We start from the raw sequence: 17,141 nt of genomic DNA, 5'->3' as shown, positions 1-17,141 counted from the left end.
TTTTGATGAGTAAACTAGTTCGATTATTATTTTTAGCTGTATTATTTTTTGTAATAACCAACTGCGGAACTACAAAAAAAAATACTAATTCTACCCCATCAAGTACTTCATTAAAACCTAAAATAGAAATAGAAGAAGAACCCTATGTAGGTGTTTCAAAAAACGAGCGTAAAAATTATTTTCCAGCCACCAACAAAGAAACCAAGTGGGTAGATAGCATTTATAAAACAATGTCTATCGATGAAAAAATAGGGCAGCTTTTTATGGTTGCAGCATATTCCAACAAAGATGAGGCTCATTTTAAAGATATCGATAAACTTATAACTGAAAATAAAATAGGCGGTGTTATATTTTTTCAAGGAGGCCCATCTAGACAAATAAAACTTACCAATAGGTTTCAAGCAAAATCTAAAATTCCATTATTTATAGGGATTGATGCAGAATGGGGTTTAAGTATGCGCCTAGATTCAACCTACAAATACCCTTGGAATATGACATTGGGCGCCATAAGAGATTTAAAACTCATTGAAAAAGTGGGTAAAAATATGGCCGAAGATACCAAACGTATTGGCGCGCAATTTAATTTTGCACCTGTTCTCGATATCAATACCAATCCGCTTAACCCCATAATAGGCAATCGATCGTTTGGAGAAGATAAAAAAAATGTTACCAACCACGCTATTGCTTTAATGCAAGGTACTCAATCTAATGGGATATTTGCTACAGGTAAACATTTCCCAGGTCATGGCGATACAGCAACAGATTCGCATCATACTTTGCCACAAATAAATTTTTCTAAAAACAGACTCGACGTTGTAGAGCTTTATCCGTATAAGAGAATGTTTGATGAAGGTTTGGTTTCTGTAATGGTGGCTCATTTGGCTGTACCAAGTTTAGAAGTGCGCGAAAATTATCCTTCGTCAATTTCTTACAATGTTGTAACCAATTTATTGCAAGAAGAGCTTGGTTTTGAAGGGCTTATATTCACCGATGCACTAAATATGAAAGGTGCAAGTAATTTTAAAAAACCAGGTGAGATTGATTTGGAAGCCTTTAAAGCAGGAAACGATATATTATTATTTCCAGAGAATGTACCTCTGGCTTCCGAAAAAATTTGCACAGCTCTCGAAAACGGAGAAATATCTGAATCAAGACTTGAAAAATCAGTAAAAAAAATATTAAGATACAAATACAAATCAGGTTTAAATCATTACAGTCCAATCTCTTTAGATAATTTGGCTAACGATTTGAACGCCCCAGAAAAAAATGCTTTGCAATATGAGTTGTACGAAAATGCTATAACTTTATTAAAAAATAAGCATGAACTGGTACCTATAGAAGATTTATCCGATAAAATTGCGTATGTAAAATTAGGCGACGATTCAGGCACTACTTTTTTAAATACACTTAAAAAATACACCAATGTTACCGAAGTTTCTCACGAAAAATTAGACAGTTTACTTATAAAACTTAAGCCTTTTTCTACCGTAATTATTGGGTATCACAAGTCTGATAAAGCTTGGAAAAAACACGATTTCTCTGAAACAGAGTTGCAATATATTCAAGAAATAGCCAAACATAAGCATGTAATATTAGATGTTTTTGCAAAACCGTATACGCTTATGGCGATTAAAGATTTTAGTGAAATAGAATCTGTCGTATTGTCTTATCAAAATTCTGATATTGCACAAGAAGTTTCTGCAGAACTATTATTTGGTGCAGTAGCTGCCAAAGGAAAATTGCCTGTTACCATAAATGATAAATTTCCGGTAGATTTTGGGTTATCTTCAAAAACCATTGATAGATTAGGTTTTTGTGCTCCCGAAAATGTAGGTATGGATTCTAACAAACTCAAGCAAATAGATGCAGTAGTTAAAAAAGCAATCGATGGCAAAATGACGCCTGGAGCTCAAATACTTGTAGCAAGAAAAGGTAAGGTTATTTTTCAAAAAAGCTACGGTTATCATACCTACGACAAAAAAGTTAAGGTTCAAAATTCAGATATTTATGATGTGGCATCGGTATCAAAAATAGTAGGTACTTTGCCCAATGTTATGCAACTTTACGATAAGTGTGAGTTTGGTTTGGATACCAAGTTAGGAGAAGTATTACCAGATTTCAAAAATTCTAACAAAGCCTCTATTACTTTCAAAGAGTTGCTTTCGCACTATGCACGTTTCCAAGCATGGGAACCGTTTTATAAAGCTACGTTAGATATCGATAAATGCCCTTCTGTAGACTATTACAGTACTACACTTAGAAAAGATTTTACTTTACCCGTAAACAAAGACTTGTATGCTTTAAAATCTATAAACGATACTATAATTTCTCATATTGTAAAGAGTAAATTACTCGATAAAAAAGAATACAAGTATAGTGATTTTACATTTATTATTTTAAAAGAATATCTAGAAAAAGAAACAGGAAAAACCTTGGAAGAACTTGCCAATACTAACTTTTTCTCCAAATTGGGAATGAATAATACGATGTATAACCCATGGAAAAGAGTTGATATAACAACTATTCCTCCAACTGAAGATGATACCTATTTTAGAAACGCTCGTGTTCAAGGTTATGTACACGATATGACGGCTGCTATGCAGGGTGGTGTAGCTGGTCACGCAGGAGTTTTTTCAAATAGTATTGATCTTGCCAAAATGATGCAAATGTACCTTAATAAAGGAACATATAATGATGTACAATTTTTTTCTCCTGAAACGTTTGACACATTTAATACATGTTATTTTTGCAATGAAGGAAATAGAAGAGCCTTAGGATTTGATAAACCACAATTGGGCAAAGAAGGTCCAACATGCGGTTGTGTATCGAAGTCTAGTTTTGGGCACACGGGTTTTACAGGTACTATGGTATGGGCAGACCCAGAAACAGAGATACTATATATTTTTCTTTCCAACAGAACATTTCCAGATAGTAATGCCGTAAATAAGCTCTCAAAAGAAAATATTAGAGAAGATATTCAAAAAATAATCCAAGAGGCTATTATTAAATAAGTAGACTCAAAAATAAAATTTATACCGTGAAAATAGCCATAGTATGTTATCCAACATTTGGAGGTAGTGGAGTTGTAGCAACAGAATTAGGCTTAGAACTAGCACTTCGAGGTCACGAAATACATTTTATAACTTATAGACAACCTGTTCGTTTAGCGTTGCTTAATAATAATGTACACTACCATGAAGTAAATGTGCCAGAGTATCCATTATTTCACTACCAACCCTACGAGTTAGCACTTTCTAGCAAGCTGGTAGACATGGTAAAATTGCACAATATAGAAGTTTTACACGTGCATTATGCTATTCCTCATGCTTATGCGGGCTATATGGCAAAACAAATGTTGCTCGACGAAGGTATAAATATACCGATGATAACAACGTTACATGGAACTGATATTACTTTGGTAGGAAATCATCCGTATTACAAGCCTGCTGTTAATTTTAGCATCAATAAATCGGATTATGTTACTTCGGTTTCTCAAAGTTTAAAGGAAGATACGTGTAAATATTTTAATATATCTAAAGAAATTGAGGTAATTCCCAATTTTATAGAAATTAAAAACCACGATTTTACAGAACAAAAAGTATGTAAGCGCTCTGTTATGGCAAAATCTAGCGAAAGAATCATAACACATATAAGCAATTTTAGAAAGGTTAAAAGAATTCCAGACGTAATAGATATATTCTATAAAATACAACAACAAATTCCTTCTAAATTAATGTTGGTAGGCGATGGTCCCGAGAAAGCTCGTGCAGAATACTTATGCGAAACTTTAGGAATTACAGATAAAGTTATTTTTTTTGGAAACAGTAATGAAATAGACCAAATTTTGTCTTATTCAGATTTGTTTTTATTGCCTTCAGAAACCGAAAGTTTTGGATTGGCAGCACTAGAAGCAATGGCATGGCGTGTACCTGTTATATCGAGCAATACGGGTGGTTTACCAGAAGTAAATAAAAATGGAGTGTCAGGTTATTTGAGTGATGTAGGTAATACAGATGAAATGGCACAAAATGCTATTACTATTTTACAAGATATGAATACGCTAGAAATTTTTAAAAATAATGCATATCAATTGGCTAAAACCTTTGATATTGAAAACATTTTACCTATTTATGAAAACCTTTACCAACGCGCTATTGCAAATAAATAATAAACAAATGAAAATTCTAACTAAAACAGTAACCTTTATTGTATTATTAGTATTAATCGGATGTGGCACATCAAAACCTTACATTAGTTCAGATAAGTATGATGTTTTAACAGGAGATGAATTTAATGGTGCTTCTTTTCAGTTTTTTGAAATTATTGATTCTGAAAAAGAGTTCAATATGTTATTGCAAGACGATTTGATAAAAAAATTTGTAAAAAAAGAAGATATTACTAATTCAAATTTTATTTTGGTAAATTTAGGAGAAAAACCAACTACAGGTTATACCATTGAAGTTGCAAAATTGGAAGAATTGCAAGATAAAATTATTGTAACTTTAGTAGAAAACGCACCTTCCAAAAAAGATGATATTCAACAAATTACAACCAAGCCCTATTGTGTAGTACGTATAAAATCAAAAAAGCCATTAGAAATAAAAACTCCCGAATAATATCGGGAGTATTTATTTGTTAATTAAATTTGTATCTAATTCCTAAAGCTACATCGGGACCAAAACTATTATCTCTAAAATCACTCGAATTCAAATACAATTCTGGTCTAAAATCTAACGATAGTTGCAAAGGAATATCAAAGTTGTATTCTATACCAATATCTCCAGCACCAAAAAAGTAAGTGCCATTATTTTTTACACCATACTTGTTGTAGCTCCAGCTACCTAAACCAGCACCCGCGCCAGCATACCAATTGAATCCACCATCAATTTGCCATACCCATTGGTAAAGACCTGTAAGTTTAAAAGCATCTACATCATTACTGTTTCTAAATCCTAAATCAAGTTCCAATCTGTTGTTTTCTTTTAATCCTCTTTGGTACGATATTTCTCCACCAAAGCCGTCGTTATCGCCTAATCTTAAACCTAAAGCATTTTTAGAAATACTTTGCGCATTGACCGTAAAAGCTAGACCTAATACCGCCATTGAAATAAATAATTTTTTCATAGTAGAGTTATTTAAGTTAATATTAGTTTTTAATGGATATAAAACGAATGTAAATTTTCGGTTTGCGTTTGTGTTTGTGATGTTGGAATGCCTAGGTTTAAATTTGCTGCCAATGGATTTAATTGGTATCCTAAGTTTGTAGAAGTATATACCATACCTTTTCCTGAAACATAATATTGATTGCTTGTCATTACATCTTGAGCATTAAGCAAGGTTCCTGTAAGGCCAGATACTGTAGTAGTTACAGTTAAATTGAGTACCAACTTAGACTTTTTTACATTGGTATAAGTTGTACCTGTTGGAGCCGTAAAACTAGCCAAACTTCCATCAGAATAACTACTCAAAACATAGTTAAAATTCAACGGATATCCATTATAAGTTTGAGTAAAACTACCTGTTTTAGAACTTAGTAGTTCTCCTTGAGTACCATTTTCTTTAAAAAAGCAAAAATCATTTACATCAAATTGCAAGGTGTTTCCAATACCTAAGTTGGTAGATATTGCACCCGTAAGTAGTAATTTAGAACCATTAATACGAATACCATTATTTCTTAATGCACTCGAATAAAAACCAAAAGGCAAGGCTAAGGTTTTTGGTTTTTTGTAAGTAATTGAGTTAATAATAGTGTCATTGGCAATATACAAAGAATCTCTTCCGCTAGTCGCAGGACTTGTACTTGTAGCACTTGTATTCACATTGTATGTCCAGTAATTACCATTGTTTAAAGGTAAAAACGTTGTTGTAGTTCCAGGATCGTTGTTTGTGTTTTCAGTATCTGAAGATTCACTAGAACAAGAGATTAAGGAAACACCGATAAATAAGTATACTATATATTTTTTCATAAATATTATTTTAATGCAATTTACTAAAATATTTTTAACTGCATTATAAGTAGGTTTTATTTTACATTTTTGCATACTATTTGTTATTTTGCCCACAAATATTCCTTTTCAAACAGCTACATTAATTATATTTGTTGAAATTAAAAAAATATGTCTGGAAACACTTTCGGAAAAATTTTTACACTTACCACATTTGGAGAGTCTCATGGAGAAGCTTTAGGCGGAATTATTGATGGATGTCCTTCGGGAATTACCTTAGATTTTAACGCAATACATAGAGAATTACAAAGAAGAAAACCCGGGCAATCGGCTATTGTAACCCAAAGAAAAGAAGAAGATGAAGTTCAATTTTTATCGGGTATTTACAAAGGCATTACAACAGGCACACCAATTGGATTTATCGTAAAAAACAACGGGCAAAAATCTGACGATTATTCAGAATATGAAACCATATTTCGACCAAGCCATGCTGATTATGTTTACCAACAAAAATACGGAGTAAGAGATTACCGTGGTGGAGGTCGAAGTTCTGCAAGAGAAACAGTAAGTAGAGTTGTTGCAGGAGCCATTGCCAAACAAATTATACCCAATATAAGCATCACAGCATTTGTATCTTCTGTAGGTCCAATTTTTATAAACAAGCCTTATCAGGACTTAGATTTTTCAAAAATAGAAACTAATAATGTTCGTTGTCCCGATCTTGAAACAGCTAGTAAAATGGAAGAAAAGATAAAGGAAATTCGAAAGCAGGGCGACACAATAGGCGGTACAATTACTTGTGTCATTCAAAATGTGCCGATTGGACTGGGAGAACCTGTTTTTGATAAATTGCAAGCTTTATTAGCCCAAGCTATGCTATCTATAAATGCAGTAAAAGGTTTTGAGTACGGAAGCGGTTTTTGCGGTGCTCAAATGAAAGGAAGTGAGCATAATGATTTGTACAATCATAACGGAACAACCAAAACAAATCTTTCTGGTGGCATACAAGGCGGAATTTCAAACGGTATGGATATTTATTTTAGAGTAGCATTTAAACCAGTTGCTACTCTAATGCAAGAACAAGACTATTTAACTCAAGATGGAAAAATTATAACTCAAAAGGGCAAAGGCCGCCATGACCCTTGTGTTGTACCAAGAGCTGTACCCATTGTAGAAGCTATGGCAGCACTCGTAATAGCAGACTTATATTTACAACAAAAAGCAAAATCTAAATACTAATGAATACAATAGAAAAACAAAAGAAGAAACCAATTTATAAAAATTTAACCGTTCAAATACTTATAGCTATGCTATTGGGTATACTATTAGGAATGTTTATTCATAATAATTACAATGAAACTACGGCTAAAGATTTTAGTACATACATAAAAATTCTTTCAACAATTTTTATTCGATTGGTACAAATGATTATTGCGCCATTAGTATTTACAACATTGGTAGTTGGTATTGCAAAATTAGGCGACTTAAAATCTGTAGGTAGAATAGGAGGGAGAGCCTTGGCTTGGTTTTTTACTGCGTCATTTATTTCATTACTTATAGGTTTGTTTTGGGTAAATGTTTTAAAACCAGGAGTTGGACTTAATTTGAATACACAAATAGACTTGTCTATAGCAACTGATGTTGCAAAAGATTCTCAAAACTTTTCGGCGCAAAATTTTATAGAACATATTATTCCAAAAAGCATAGTAGAAGCTATGGCAACCAACGAAATTTTACAAATAGTAATATTTTCTATATTTTTCGGATTAGCTGCAGCTTCTATAGGCGATTATGCTAAGCCTGTGGTAAACGCTTTAGATAAAACATCGCATATTATTTTAAAAATGGTAAACTATGTTATGGCTTTTGCGCCAATAGGCGTTTTTGGTGCGATAGCAGCGGTGTTTGCGGTAAAAGATTTTGGAGAACTCATAAAAACCTATACTTATTTTTTTGGATCATTTTTAGTCGGAATTTCAACACTATGGGTATTGCTATTACTCGTTGGATATTTATTATTGCAAAAGAGAGTTTTAAAATTGATAAAACATATTACGAGTCCACTTATTATAGCTTTTGGCACAACAAGTAGCGAAGCCGTTTTTCCAAAACTTACAGAAGAATTAGAAAAATTTGGAGTAAAAGACAAAGTAGTGTCATTTATGCTACCATTGGGGTATTCTTTCAATTTAGACGGAAGCATGATGTATATGACTTTTGCTAGTATTTTTATCGCTCAAGTGTATAATATTCAGCTAGATACACCTACACAACTTACTATGTTGTTGGTTTTAATGCTTACAAGTAAAGGAATTGCTGGAGTACCTAGAGCGAGTTTAGTAGTAGTAGCAGCCACTTGTGGTATGTTTAAAATACCTATTGAAGGAATAGCTTTAATACTACCTATAGATCATTTTTGTGATATGTTTAGAAGTGCTACAAATGTGTTAGGCAACGCATTAGCAACCTCAGTAATAGGAAAATGGGAAAAATAATTTAACATTTTTATTGCACTTTAATTAATTTTAAAATGTATATATTTGTAATTATTAATTTTAATATTCACATATGAAAAAAATTTTACTTTCTGTTATTGCAATATTTGCAGGTGTTGTAGTAAATGCACAAACTTCATGTGCAACTGCTTTGACAATATCTTCAAATGGAACTATTACTACTCCAAATTATACAACTAGTACATTTGTAAATGGATGTTTGTCAAGTTCAACAGGTATAAAAGCAATTTGGTATAAATATACTCCAACTAGTAATGGAGAAATGACTATTTCTTCTGATTTGGCAGCTAATAATGGTACTACTTATACCAATGATACTCGAATTTCTGTTTTTAAAGGAACTTGTACTTCTTTGACCTGTGTAGAGTATAATGATGATGTTAGTGATACTAATTACAAATCTACTGTAACAGTTCCTGTTAGTTCTGGTACTACCTATTATATTCAATGGGATAATAGATGGGGAAGTACAGCTAATCCAAACTTAGGTTTACAGTTCACTTTTAATTTCACGGCTGTTTCTTGTGTGAGACCAGGGGCATTAGATTTTTATCTTCCAGATAATTACACAACAACATCGGCTAGTTTATATTGGAATCAAGCAATAGGCAGTCCATCGAATTATGATACTGATTGGAGCACAAATTTTTCTACTCCTGCAGGATCTGGAACTATTGTTAATACTGCGACTTTAAATGCAGGTCCGCCAGCTTATGCCACTTCTACAATTACAGGTGTACCTGCTTCATCAAATGTTAGATACTTTGTTAGATCTAATTGCGGAGGTTCACAAAGCGGTTGGCAAGGTCCTTATTATGCTTATTTAGCGAAAGTTTTACCATATTCAAATGACTTTGAAAGTGCTTCTAATAATTATACTGACGGATTTATAGGTCAATTTTCTTTATTTAATTCTACAGCTAATAGCACTCCTGCAAATTATGCAGATGGAGGAGTAGGAAATGTAATGTACACATATAATAGTACTACAGCAACTTCAAATTTATGGGCTTATTCTAGAGCAGTTAGCTTATCTGCTGGAGAGCAAGTAACAATTACTTTTAAAACAAGACTATATTCTTCTGCTTCAGCTAGTCCAATGACTATCAAAGTTACAGCAGGAACAAGTCAAAGTTCATCTGCCCAAACTACTATATTAACAACAATAACCGAAAGTAATACTGCAGACTTCACTTTACAAACAGCTACTTATACTGCTCCTTCTGCTGGTATTTATTATTTTGGATTTAATAATAATTCTGCAGCAGGAACTTCTCAAACATTTTTGTTTTTAGATACACTAAATTTTACTTCAGTATTAAGTACAAATGAAGTTTTAGCAAATTCATTCTCTATGACTCCAAATCCTGCTAAAAACTTTGTAACTATAAACTCTACAAATGATAATGCTATTAACGCTATTGAAGTGGTAGATATTAACGGAAGAACAGTTTTAACTGCAAAACCAAATGCGATTGAATCAAATATCGATTTATCTACACTTTCTTCGGGAGTATATATGGTTAAAATTAATTCAGAAAAAGGTTCTGTAACTAAGAAATTAGTAAAAGAATAATTATTAGATATTCTAAAAATTTAAAAGGGATAGTTCAAAAACTATCCCTTTTGTTTTATATGGTTAATTGTGTAATTAAACCTATCTTTTTCTAATAATATCTTCTAAGACTGCTTTTTTTGGATAGTTAACAATTTTGAGTGTTATGGTGTCATTTTTGGTTGTTTTTCCTTCTATAATATACAATTTACCGTTTTGTCGCTTAACATTACTTTTATCAAAATCAACATCACCATACTGTAAAGAGTTTTTAATGTCTATACTATCTACCCAATCTTCAGAGAGTTTTCGGGAAGCTTCTAGACTATATTCTAATGGTTTTGACTTGATATTGTTTAATACTCTTGCATTGGGCATGTAATTGCATTGCGTTTTTTTCTTCATAAAAAAACCAGCAACAACAAAGCCTCCTAAAAATACACCCAATAAGTAGTAGGCTAATCTTTGGTAAAATTTCATTTTATTTTAAAAAACAATTAAGTTAATATCACTATCAGGAAGATTAAACCAATCTCCAATAGCTTTGTTTGTTAGTATACCGTGATATAGATATACTCCATTTTTTAAACCTTTATTCATTCTCAAAGCACTTTCTATACCTCCATCTTCAGCTATTTGAATTAATGAAGGAGTGATAATATTACTTATAGAAAGCGAAGCTGTTTTTGAGTATCGCGAAGGGATATTGGGAACACAATAATGTATTACATTATTTTTTTCAAAAGTTGGGTTCTCGTGTGTTGTAATTTCCGAAGTTTCAAAACACCCGCCAGTATCAATACTTACATCAACAATAACGGCTCCTTTTTTCATCACTTCAACCATAGTTTCAGTAACTACAACGGGACATCTGTCTTTACCTCTCATGGCTCCAATGGCAATATCGCAACGTCTAAGTGCTTTTTGTAATGCTTTAGGTTGTATGGTTGAAGTAAATATTCTTTGATTTAAATTGTTTTGAAGTCTTCTTAATTTAGTAATAGAATTATCAAAAACTTTTACATTAGCTCCCATTCCTATGGCACATTTGGCAGCAAATTCTCCTACTGTGCCTGCCCCAATAATAACAATTTCTGTTGGTGGAACGCCATTTATATTGCCTAATAAAAGTCCTTTTCCAAAAGAATTATTAGACATTAGTTCTGCAGCGATAAGTATAGAAGCTGTTCCTGCAATTTCACTCAACGATTTTACAGCGGGGTACGAACCATCTTCGTCTTTTATATATTCAAATGCCAAAGCCGTAATCTTCTTCTTTGAGAGTGCTTCAAAATAAGATGCTTTTTGTGTTTTTATTTGTAAAGCCGAAATAACTATGGCATTCATACTTAAATAGCCAATTTCTTCAAGAGTAGGTGGTTCTACTTTTAGTATTATTGGGCAACTAAAAACTTTTTGAGTATCGCTAGTTATTTCTGCTCCAGCATCTTGGTATTCTTTATCAGAAAAACTTGCTGCTATTCCAGCACCAGCTTCCATTAATACTCTATGCCCGTGCGATACTAATGAGTTTACTGCATCTGGAGTAAGGCATATTCGCTTTTCTTGATAACTTGTTTCTTTGGGTAAACCAATAAATAAATTACTTTTATGTAAGGCTACTTCAAGTTTTTCTTCTTGAGGAAGTAATTGGTCTGCGCTAAAAGGAGAATAGGGCATAGTTTTTTATTTGAAGGCACAAATTACAAAATAATTTAATTAGTAGATAATTTTAAAATTCTTTTTCCTTCTACAGTTTGTGTTAGGTCGATAATATTGTAGTGTAAGGGTAATAAATTGGGTATTTTTTCTGCCCATTCTATAAAACACCAATTTCCAGAATAAAAATATTCTTCTATACCCATATCCAAAGCTTCTTCTTCGTTTTTTAATCGATATACATCAAAATGATAAATAGTTTGATGGTTTGTGGTATGGTATTCATTTACTAATGAAAAAGTTGGACTACTCATAATCGAGTTTACACCAATTTGTTGGCAAAGCGCTGTAATAAAAGTAGTTTTTCCTACGCCCATTTGCCCATTAAAAACAACTATTTTATGTTCTAAGTTTTCTAAAACTTTTTGAGCGATAGTCTTTATTTCATCTAAGGTAAATTCTAATGTTATCATCTCGGATTAAATACTAAAAATGGAACAATCATTTCTTCTAATGAAATACCTCCGTGTTGATAGGTATTTCTATAATAGCTTACATAGTGATTGTAATTATTTACATAGGCTAAAAACAAATCGTTTTTGGCAAAAATATATGAACTTGTCATATTTATAGAAGGCAAACCTATATCTTTTGGATTTTTCACAGCATATACATCTTTATCTTCATACGAAAGACTTCTACCTGTTTTGTATCGTAAATTTAGGCTCGTATTTTTATCTCCAATTACTTTACTCGGATTTTTTACATTTATGGTACCATGATCGGTAGTTATAATAAGTTTAAAACCAAGTTTTTGTGCTTGCTGAATAATTTCAAGTAAAGGAGAATTTTTAAACCAACTTAAGGTTAAAGATCGATACGCTTTATCATCAGAAGCTAGCTCTTTTACAACGTCCATTTCGGTTTTGGCATGCGAGAGCATATCTACAAAGTTGTATACAATACTCACCAATTGATGGTCTTTTAAAGTTTTAAAATTGTCGGCCAATTTTTTCCCAGAAGCTAAGTTGGTTATTTTAAAATATTCTTGCTTAATATTGAGTCCTAATCTTTTTAAATGAGCCGTTAAAAATTCGCCTTCAAAATTATTTTTTCCACCTTCGTCTACATCATTTTTCCAAAACTGCGGAAATTGTTTTTCCATTTCCAAAGGCAATAGTCCCGAAAAAATTGCATTTCTAGCATATTGGGTTGCCGTAGGCAAAATTGCGTAATATGGAATTTCTTTTTCTAGTTTATAATAATTATTTACAGTATTTTCTATTACTTTCCATTGATCGTAACGCAAATTATCTACTACAATAAATAATACAGGCTTTTCTTTTTTTACTATTTCTGGAACTACCAATTCTCTAAATAATGTATGAGATTGTATTGGACGCTCGGCTTTTGGTTGAAACCAATCTTCATAATTTCGTTCAATAAACTTACCAAATTGAGAGTTCGCTTCTTGTTTTTGAGATTCTAATATAGAAAGTAAATTGGAGTCTTTGGTGTTTTCAAGTTCAATTTCCCAAAACAATAATTTTTTGTACAACTCAACCCAATCTTCGTAAGAGTTTGCCATAGACATATCTAAGGCAATTTTTCTAAATTCTTTTTGATAGTCTAATGTTGTTTTTTCAGAAACAAGTCTAGAATGATCTAAATTCTTTTTTAAGCTGAGTAAAATTTGATTTGGATTTACAGGTTTTATTAAATAATCTGCAATTTTAGAGCCTATGGCTTCTTCCATAATAAATTCTTCTTCGCTCTTGGTAATCATAATTACAGGAACAGAAGATTTTTTTTCTTTTATTTCCGAAAGAGTTTCTAAGCCGCTTATGCCAGGCATATTTTCGTCTAAAAAAACAACATCAAAATTATGTTCAGAAAAAATATCGATAGCATCTCTACCATTGTTGCAGGTTGTAACCTCGTAATTTTTTTTCTCTAAAAATAGAATATGAGGTTTTAATAAATCAATTTCGTCGTCTACCCAAAGTATTTTTATTTTATTCATCTATCAATAAATTTAGTGCAAGTTACTACTAATTAAACGATAGTTTTCCTAAAATTATTGTAAAATAATGTACATTTGACTCTTAAATTTAATAGATATGTTTTTAAAAAAATTACTATTTCCTGTTTTGGGTATCTTACTTGTATTTTATATTGGCAAAGATAACTATGTAACCGAAGACCCAATTGTTTCACATAGAGACACAAACGTAAATCCTGCAGACGACTTTTTTATGTATGCTAATGGTGGGTGGTTTAAAAATAATCCAATTCCGTCTACAGAAAAAACCAATGGAATTTTTAGAATTATTCAAGATACAATCAACAATCAAATAAAATCGATATGTGTAGCCTCGGCAAAGGCTAATGCAAGTTTTGGCACCAATAAGCAAAAAATTGGAGATTTCTATACTTCGGGTATGGATACTTTAACAATTAATAAGTTAGGAATTTCGCCACTTGCACAAGAACTAAAAAATATTGAATCTATCCAAAATACACAACAATTACTGCAAAGAGTTGCCGATATGCACACTATTGGAGCAGGAAGTATGTTTGGATTTTATGTATCGCAAGATGATAAAATAAGTTCAAAAAATACGCTTTTTTTATCTCAAGGAGGCTTAGGTTTAGGTCAAAGAGATTATTATTTTGATCAAGATGCAAATGCCAAAAAAATAAGAGCAGAATATGTAAAGCATATAGCCAAAATATTTGAATTATCTGGAGTAAGCAAGTTACAAGCTGTAAATGATTCTAAAAAAATTATGGCATTGGAAACAGAGCTAGCAAAAAATTCTAGAAAACTAGAAGCATTACGCGATCCAATAAAAAACTACAATAAAATGAGTGTTGCAAAGTTGCAAAAATCAACACCCAATTTAAAATGGAAAGATATTTTTACGCATTTAAAAATTAATAACCCTGATAGTGTGATTGTTGGGCAACCCGAGTTTTTTAAAGCGTTAAACACTTCGGTTAAAACGGTTTCTTTATCTACTTGGAAATCGTATTTAAAATGGCATTTATTAGATAATTATGCTGCCTATCTTTCAGCTCCTATAGAAAATCAAAACTTTTATTTTTTTAGCACTGTACTTAATGGAGTTAAAACTCAAAAACCGCGTTGGAAAAGAGTAGTTACTGAGACAGACGGTTCTTTGGGAGAACTAATAGGGCAAGTTTATGTAGAAGAATATTTGCCCAAAGGAACTAAAGAAAAATTACTAGAAATAGGCAATACTATTCGAGATGTTTATGCCGAGCGTATTAAAAAGCTTGATTGGATGAGTGAAGCTACCAAACAAAAAGCACTTACTAAATTGAGCAAAATAATCATGAAAGTTGGGTATCCAGATAAATGGAAAGACATGAGTACTGTAACCATAAAAAAAGATGCGTATTGCCAAAATATTATGGAAGTTGCCAAATGGGAATATAACTATATGGTGCATAAGTTTGGAAACCCAGTAGATCGAAATGAATGGGGTATGTATCCACAAACGTATAATGCGTATTATAACCCAAGTAATAATGAAATTTGTGTTCCTGCTTGTAATATTATTGTTCCTGGATTTGAGGGTAAAATGCCAGATGATGCTGTATTATATGGTATTATTGGAGGATCAACTTTTGGGCACGAAATAACACATGGGTTTGACGATCAAGGAAGTCAGTATGATGACAAAGGGAATTTAAACAATTGGTGGACTGCCGAAGATTTGAAAAAATTTAAAGAGAAAACCAAACTTATTGTAGAACAATTCAATACGTATGAAGTTGTAAATGGTAAATATGTGAATGGCGATGCAACACAAGGTGAAAATATTGCCGATTTGGGAGGTGTTATTATGGGGTATGAAGCATTTAAAAAAACAAACCAATTTAAAAACAATGAAATAATAAGCGGATTAACACCCAATCAACGTTATTTTTTAGCGTATGGATATGCTTGGATGGTACAAGGAACAAGCCAATACTTATCACAACAAGTAATGACAGATGTACATTCTCCAGCAAAATTTAGAATTAATGGGCCTCTATCAAACATTCCCGAATTTTATGAAACCTTTGGCGTAAAAGAAAATAACAAAATGTATTTACCTCAAGAAAAAAGAGTTCAAATTTGGTAAGAATAGTTACTATAAAAAAAGCCGTTTCAATTTTTATTTTGAAACGGCTTTTTTTATGCTATAATAGTTCCATTTAGAATAACAAGCTCAATTAAATTATCACCAAAAGAATAAGGCAATTCATAGTAACTATTTATAGGTTTTGTTATCATAATATTGGCTTTTTTTCCACGTGTTATACTGCCATATTCATCGCTAATTCCCATAGCATAAGCACCATTTATTGTAGCAGCATTAATAGCTTCTTCTGGTGTCATTTTCATTTGTATACAAGCAGTTGCAACTACAAAATTCATATTTCCAGAAGGGGTAGTGCCGGGGTTATAATCGGTGGCAATTGCCAAAGGTAATCCAGCTTTAATTATTTCTCTTGCAGGTGTATATGGTATTTGTATAAAAAATGAGCAAGTAGGTAAGGCAACGGGCATTGTAGATGAATTTTTCAAAGCTTCAATATCTTCATCGGTTACAATTTCCAAATGATCTACCGATAATGCCTGATGCTCTACACAAGCTTTTATACCACCTATAGCGGTAAATTGATTTACATGTATTTTTGGAATGAGTCCGTATTTTGCCCCTGCATTCATAATTGTTTTGGTTTCTTCTACAGAAAAATATCCTGTTTCACAAAACACATCAATAAAATCAGCCAAATTGTCTTGTGCTACTTTTGGAAGCATTTCTTCAATTATTAAATCAATATAACCTTTGTGGTTTTCTTTATATTCTAAAGGAAAAGCGTGAGCTGCCAAAAAAGTGCTTTTAATTTTAATAGGAAAATTTTCGGCTAATTTTTTTATTACTCTTAGCATTTTTAATTCACCTTCGGTAGTCAGTCCGTAACCCGATTTTATTTCGATAGCTCCTGTACCCAGTTTTATACTATTTTCGAGCCTTTTTTTACTTTCTAGGTACAAAACATCTTCTGGAATTTCATTAAGTTTTTTTACAGAATTTAAAATGCCTCCTCCTTTATTGGCTATTTCTTCATAGCTTAAACCATTTATTCTATCAACAAATTCTTGCTCTCTATTGGCAGCATATACCAAGTGTGTATGGCTATCGCACCAAGTAGGCAGTACACATTTGCCCGTAGCATCAATTACTTGGGTTTCTGTTGTAGCCTCAGGGCATACCGCCATTAAGCCATAATCTATAATTTTATCATTTTCAAGTAGCAAATAAGCATTTTCGAGAATAGGTAACACACCCATTTCTTCTCCCGAAACTTTTGCTACAGATGTATCTCGAACTTGTACTAGTTGTTTAATATTTTTAATAAGAATTGTCATAAATGAGATATTATTTT

The 17,141-nt window shown here is 32.1% G+C and carries 14 protein-coding genes; 7 read left to right on the top strand and 7 right to left on the bottom strand.

All coding sequences use genetic code 11. The features are described from left to right. The first annotated feature begins 5 nt into the window (after nucleotides 1-5). The 3 genes from Q361_RS02065 to Q361_RS02055 are packed head-to-tail and all read left to right on the top strand — an operon-like array spanning nucleotide 6 to nucleotide 4,616. Nucleotides 6-3,011, top strand: a complete 3,006-nt coding sequence (locus tag Q361_RS02065) for a glycoside hydrolase family 3 N-terminal domain-containing protein (protein ID WP_103725046.1) — start codon at nucleotides 6-8, stop codon at nucleotides 3,009-3,011. Nucleotides 3,012-3,037: 26 nt separating this feature from the next. Beyond that, entirely contained in the window at nucleotides 3,038-4,168 is a 1,131-nt protein-coding gene (gene bshA / locus Q361_RS02060; protein WP_103725045.1) for an N-acetyl-alpha-D-glucosaminyl L-malate synthase BshA, read from the top strand. Nucleotides 4,169-4,175: 7 nt separating this feature from the next. Next, nucleotides 4,176-4,616, top strand: coding sequence for a protease complex subunit PrcB family protein (locus Q361_RS02055; protein ID WP_169929243.1), 441 nt, complete (start codon nucleotides 4,176-4,178; stop codon nucleotides 4,614-4,616). Between the two features lie 19 nt (nucleotides 4,617-4,635). On the opposite strand, the gene Q361_RS02050 is transcribed toward Q361_RS02055, so the two are convergent. Both Q361_RS02050 and Q361_RS02045 read right to left on the bottom strand, forming a co-directional pair. Continuing rightward, complete coding sequence (locus Q361_RS02050; RefSeq protein ID WP_103725043.1) at nucleotides 4,636-5,124, bottom strand: hypothetical protein; 489 nt, start codon at nucleotides 5,122-5,124, stop codon at nucleotides 4,636-4,638. 29 nt (nucleotides 5,125-5,153) lie between these two features. Next, nucleotides 5,154-5,966: a hypothetical protein gene (locus Q361_RS02045; RefSeq protein WP_146046971.1), complete on the bottom strand. Its 813-nt coding sequence runs from the start codon at nucleotides 5,964-5,966 to the stop codon at nucleotides 5,154-5,156. Between the two features lie 150 nt (nucleotides 5,967-6,116). Here Q361_RS02045 and aroC point away from each other — a divergent pair, with 150 nt between their 5' ends. The 3 genes from aroC (at nucleotide 6,117) to Q361_RS02030 (ending at nucleotide 10,037) form a co-directional block, all read left to right on the top strand. Further along, nucleotides 6,117-7,184, top strand: coding sequence for a chorismate synthase (aroC, locus tag Q361_RS02040; protein WP_103725041.1), 1,068 nt, complete (start codon nucleotides 6,117-6,119; stop codon nucleotides 7,182-7,184). Then, entirely contained in the window at nucleotides 7,184-8,440 is a 1,257-nt protein-coding gene (locus Q361_RS02035; RefSeq protein ID WP_103725040.1) for a dicarboxylate/amino acid:cation symporter, read from the top strand. Before aroC ends, Q361_RS02035 begins: the two co-directional genes overlap by 1 nt. A gap of 73 nt (nucleotides 8,441-8,513) precedes the next feature. Then, complete coding sequence (locus Q361_RS02030) at nucleotides 8,514-10,037, top strand: T9SS type A sorting domain-containing protein (protein ID WP_103725039.1); 1,524 nt, start codon at nucleotides 8,514-8,516, stop codon at nucleotides 10,035-10,037. 81 nt (nucleotides 10,038-10,118) lie between these two features. Here Q361_RS02030 and Q361_RS02025 read toward each other — a convergent pair whose 3' ends face one another. Genes Q361_RS02025 through porX form a run of 4 tightly spaced genes read right to left on the bottom strand, consistent with a single transcriptional unit; the run spans nucleotide 10,119 to nucleotide 13,698 of the window. After that, nucleotides 10,119-10,496 (bottom strand): DUF4258 domain-containing protein, encoded by a 378-nt coding sequence (locus Q361_RS02025; protein ID WP_103725038.1) that lies wholly within the window; start codon nucleotides 10,494-10,496, stop codon nucleotides 10,119-10,121. Nucleotides 10,497-10,502: 6 nt separating this feature from the next. Further along, nucleotides 10,503-11,696 carry an alanine dehydrogenase gene (locus Q361_RS02020; RefSeq protein WP_103725037.1) on the bottom strand — a complete coding sequence of 398 codons (1,194 nt, stop codon included), beginning with the start codon at nucleotides 11,694-11,696 and terminating at the stop codon, nucleotides 10,503-10,505. A 35-nt stretch (nucleotides 11,697-11,731) separates the two neighbouring features. Beyond that, nucleotides 11,732-12,148 (bottom strand): tRNA (adenosine(37)-N6)-threonylcarbamoyltransferase complex ATPase subunit type 1 TsaE, encoded by a 417-nt coding sequence (gene tsaE / locus Q361_RS02015; protein ID WP_317047125.1) that lies wholly within the window; start codon nucleotides 12,146-12,148, stop codon nucleotides 11,732-11,734. After that, complete coding sequence (porX, locus tag Q361_RS02010) at nucleotides 12,145-13,698, bottom strand: T9SS response regulator signal transducer PorX (protein ID WP_103725036.1); 1,554 nt, start codon at nucleotides 13,696-13,698, stop codon at nucleotides 12,145-12,147. The genes tsaE and porX overlap by 4 nt, the downstream gene beginning before the upstream one ends. Nucleotides 13,699-13,795: 97 nt before the next feature. On the opposite strand from porX, the gene Q361_RS02005 reads away from it, so the two are divergent. After that, a complete protein-coding gene (locus Q361_RS02005) occupies nucleotides 13,796-15,829 on the top strand; it encodes a M13 family metallopeptidase (protein ID WP_103725035.1) in 2,034 nt (677 codons plus the stop codon). Nucleotides 15,830-15,882: 53 nt separating this feature from the next. Here the strand turns inward: Q361_RS02005 and hutI are convergent, their stop codons facing one another. After that, entirely contained in the window at nucleotides 15,883-17,124 is a 1,242-nt protein-coding gene (gene hutI / locus Q361_RS02000; protein ID WP_103725034.1) for an imidazolonepropionase, read from the bottom strand. Between the last annotated feature and the right edge of the window lie 17 nt (nucleotides 17,125-17,141).

Origin of the sequence: Flavobacterium croceum DSM 17960, from assembly GCF_002917885.1 — a bacterium.
Lineage (GTDB): Bacteria > Bacteroidota > Bacteroidia > Flavobacteriales > Flavobacteriaceae > Flavobacterium > Flavobacterium croceum.
The sequence above is the reverse complement of the archived record's forward strand: the minus strand, read 5'-3'. Positions and strand labels throughout refer to the sequence as shown.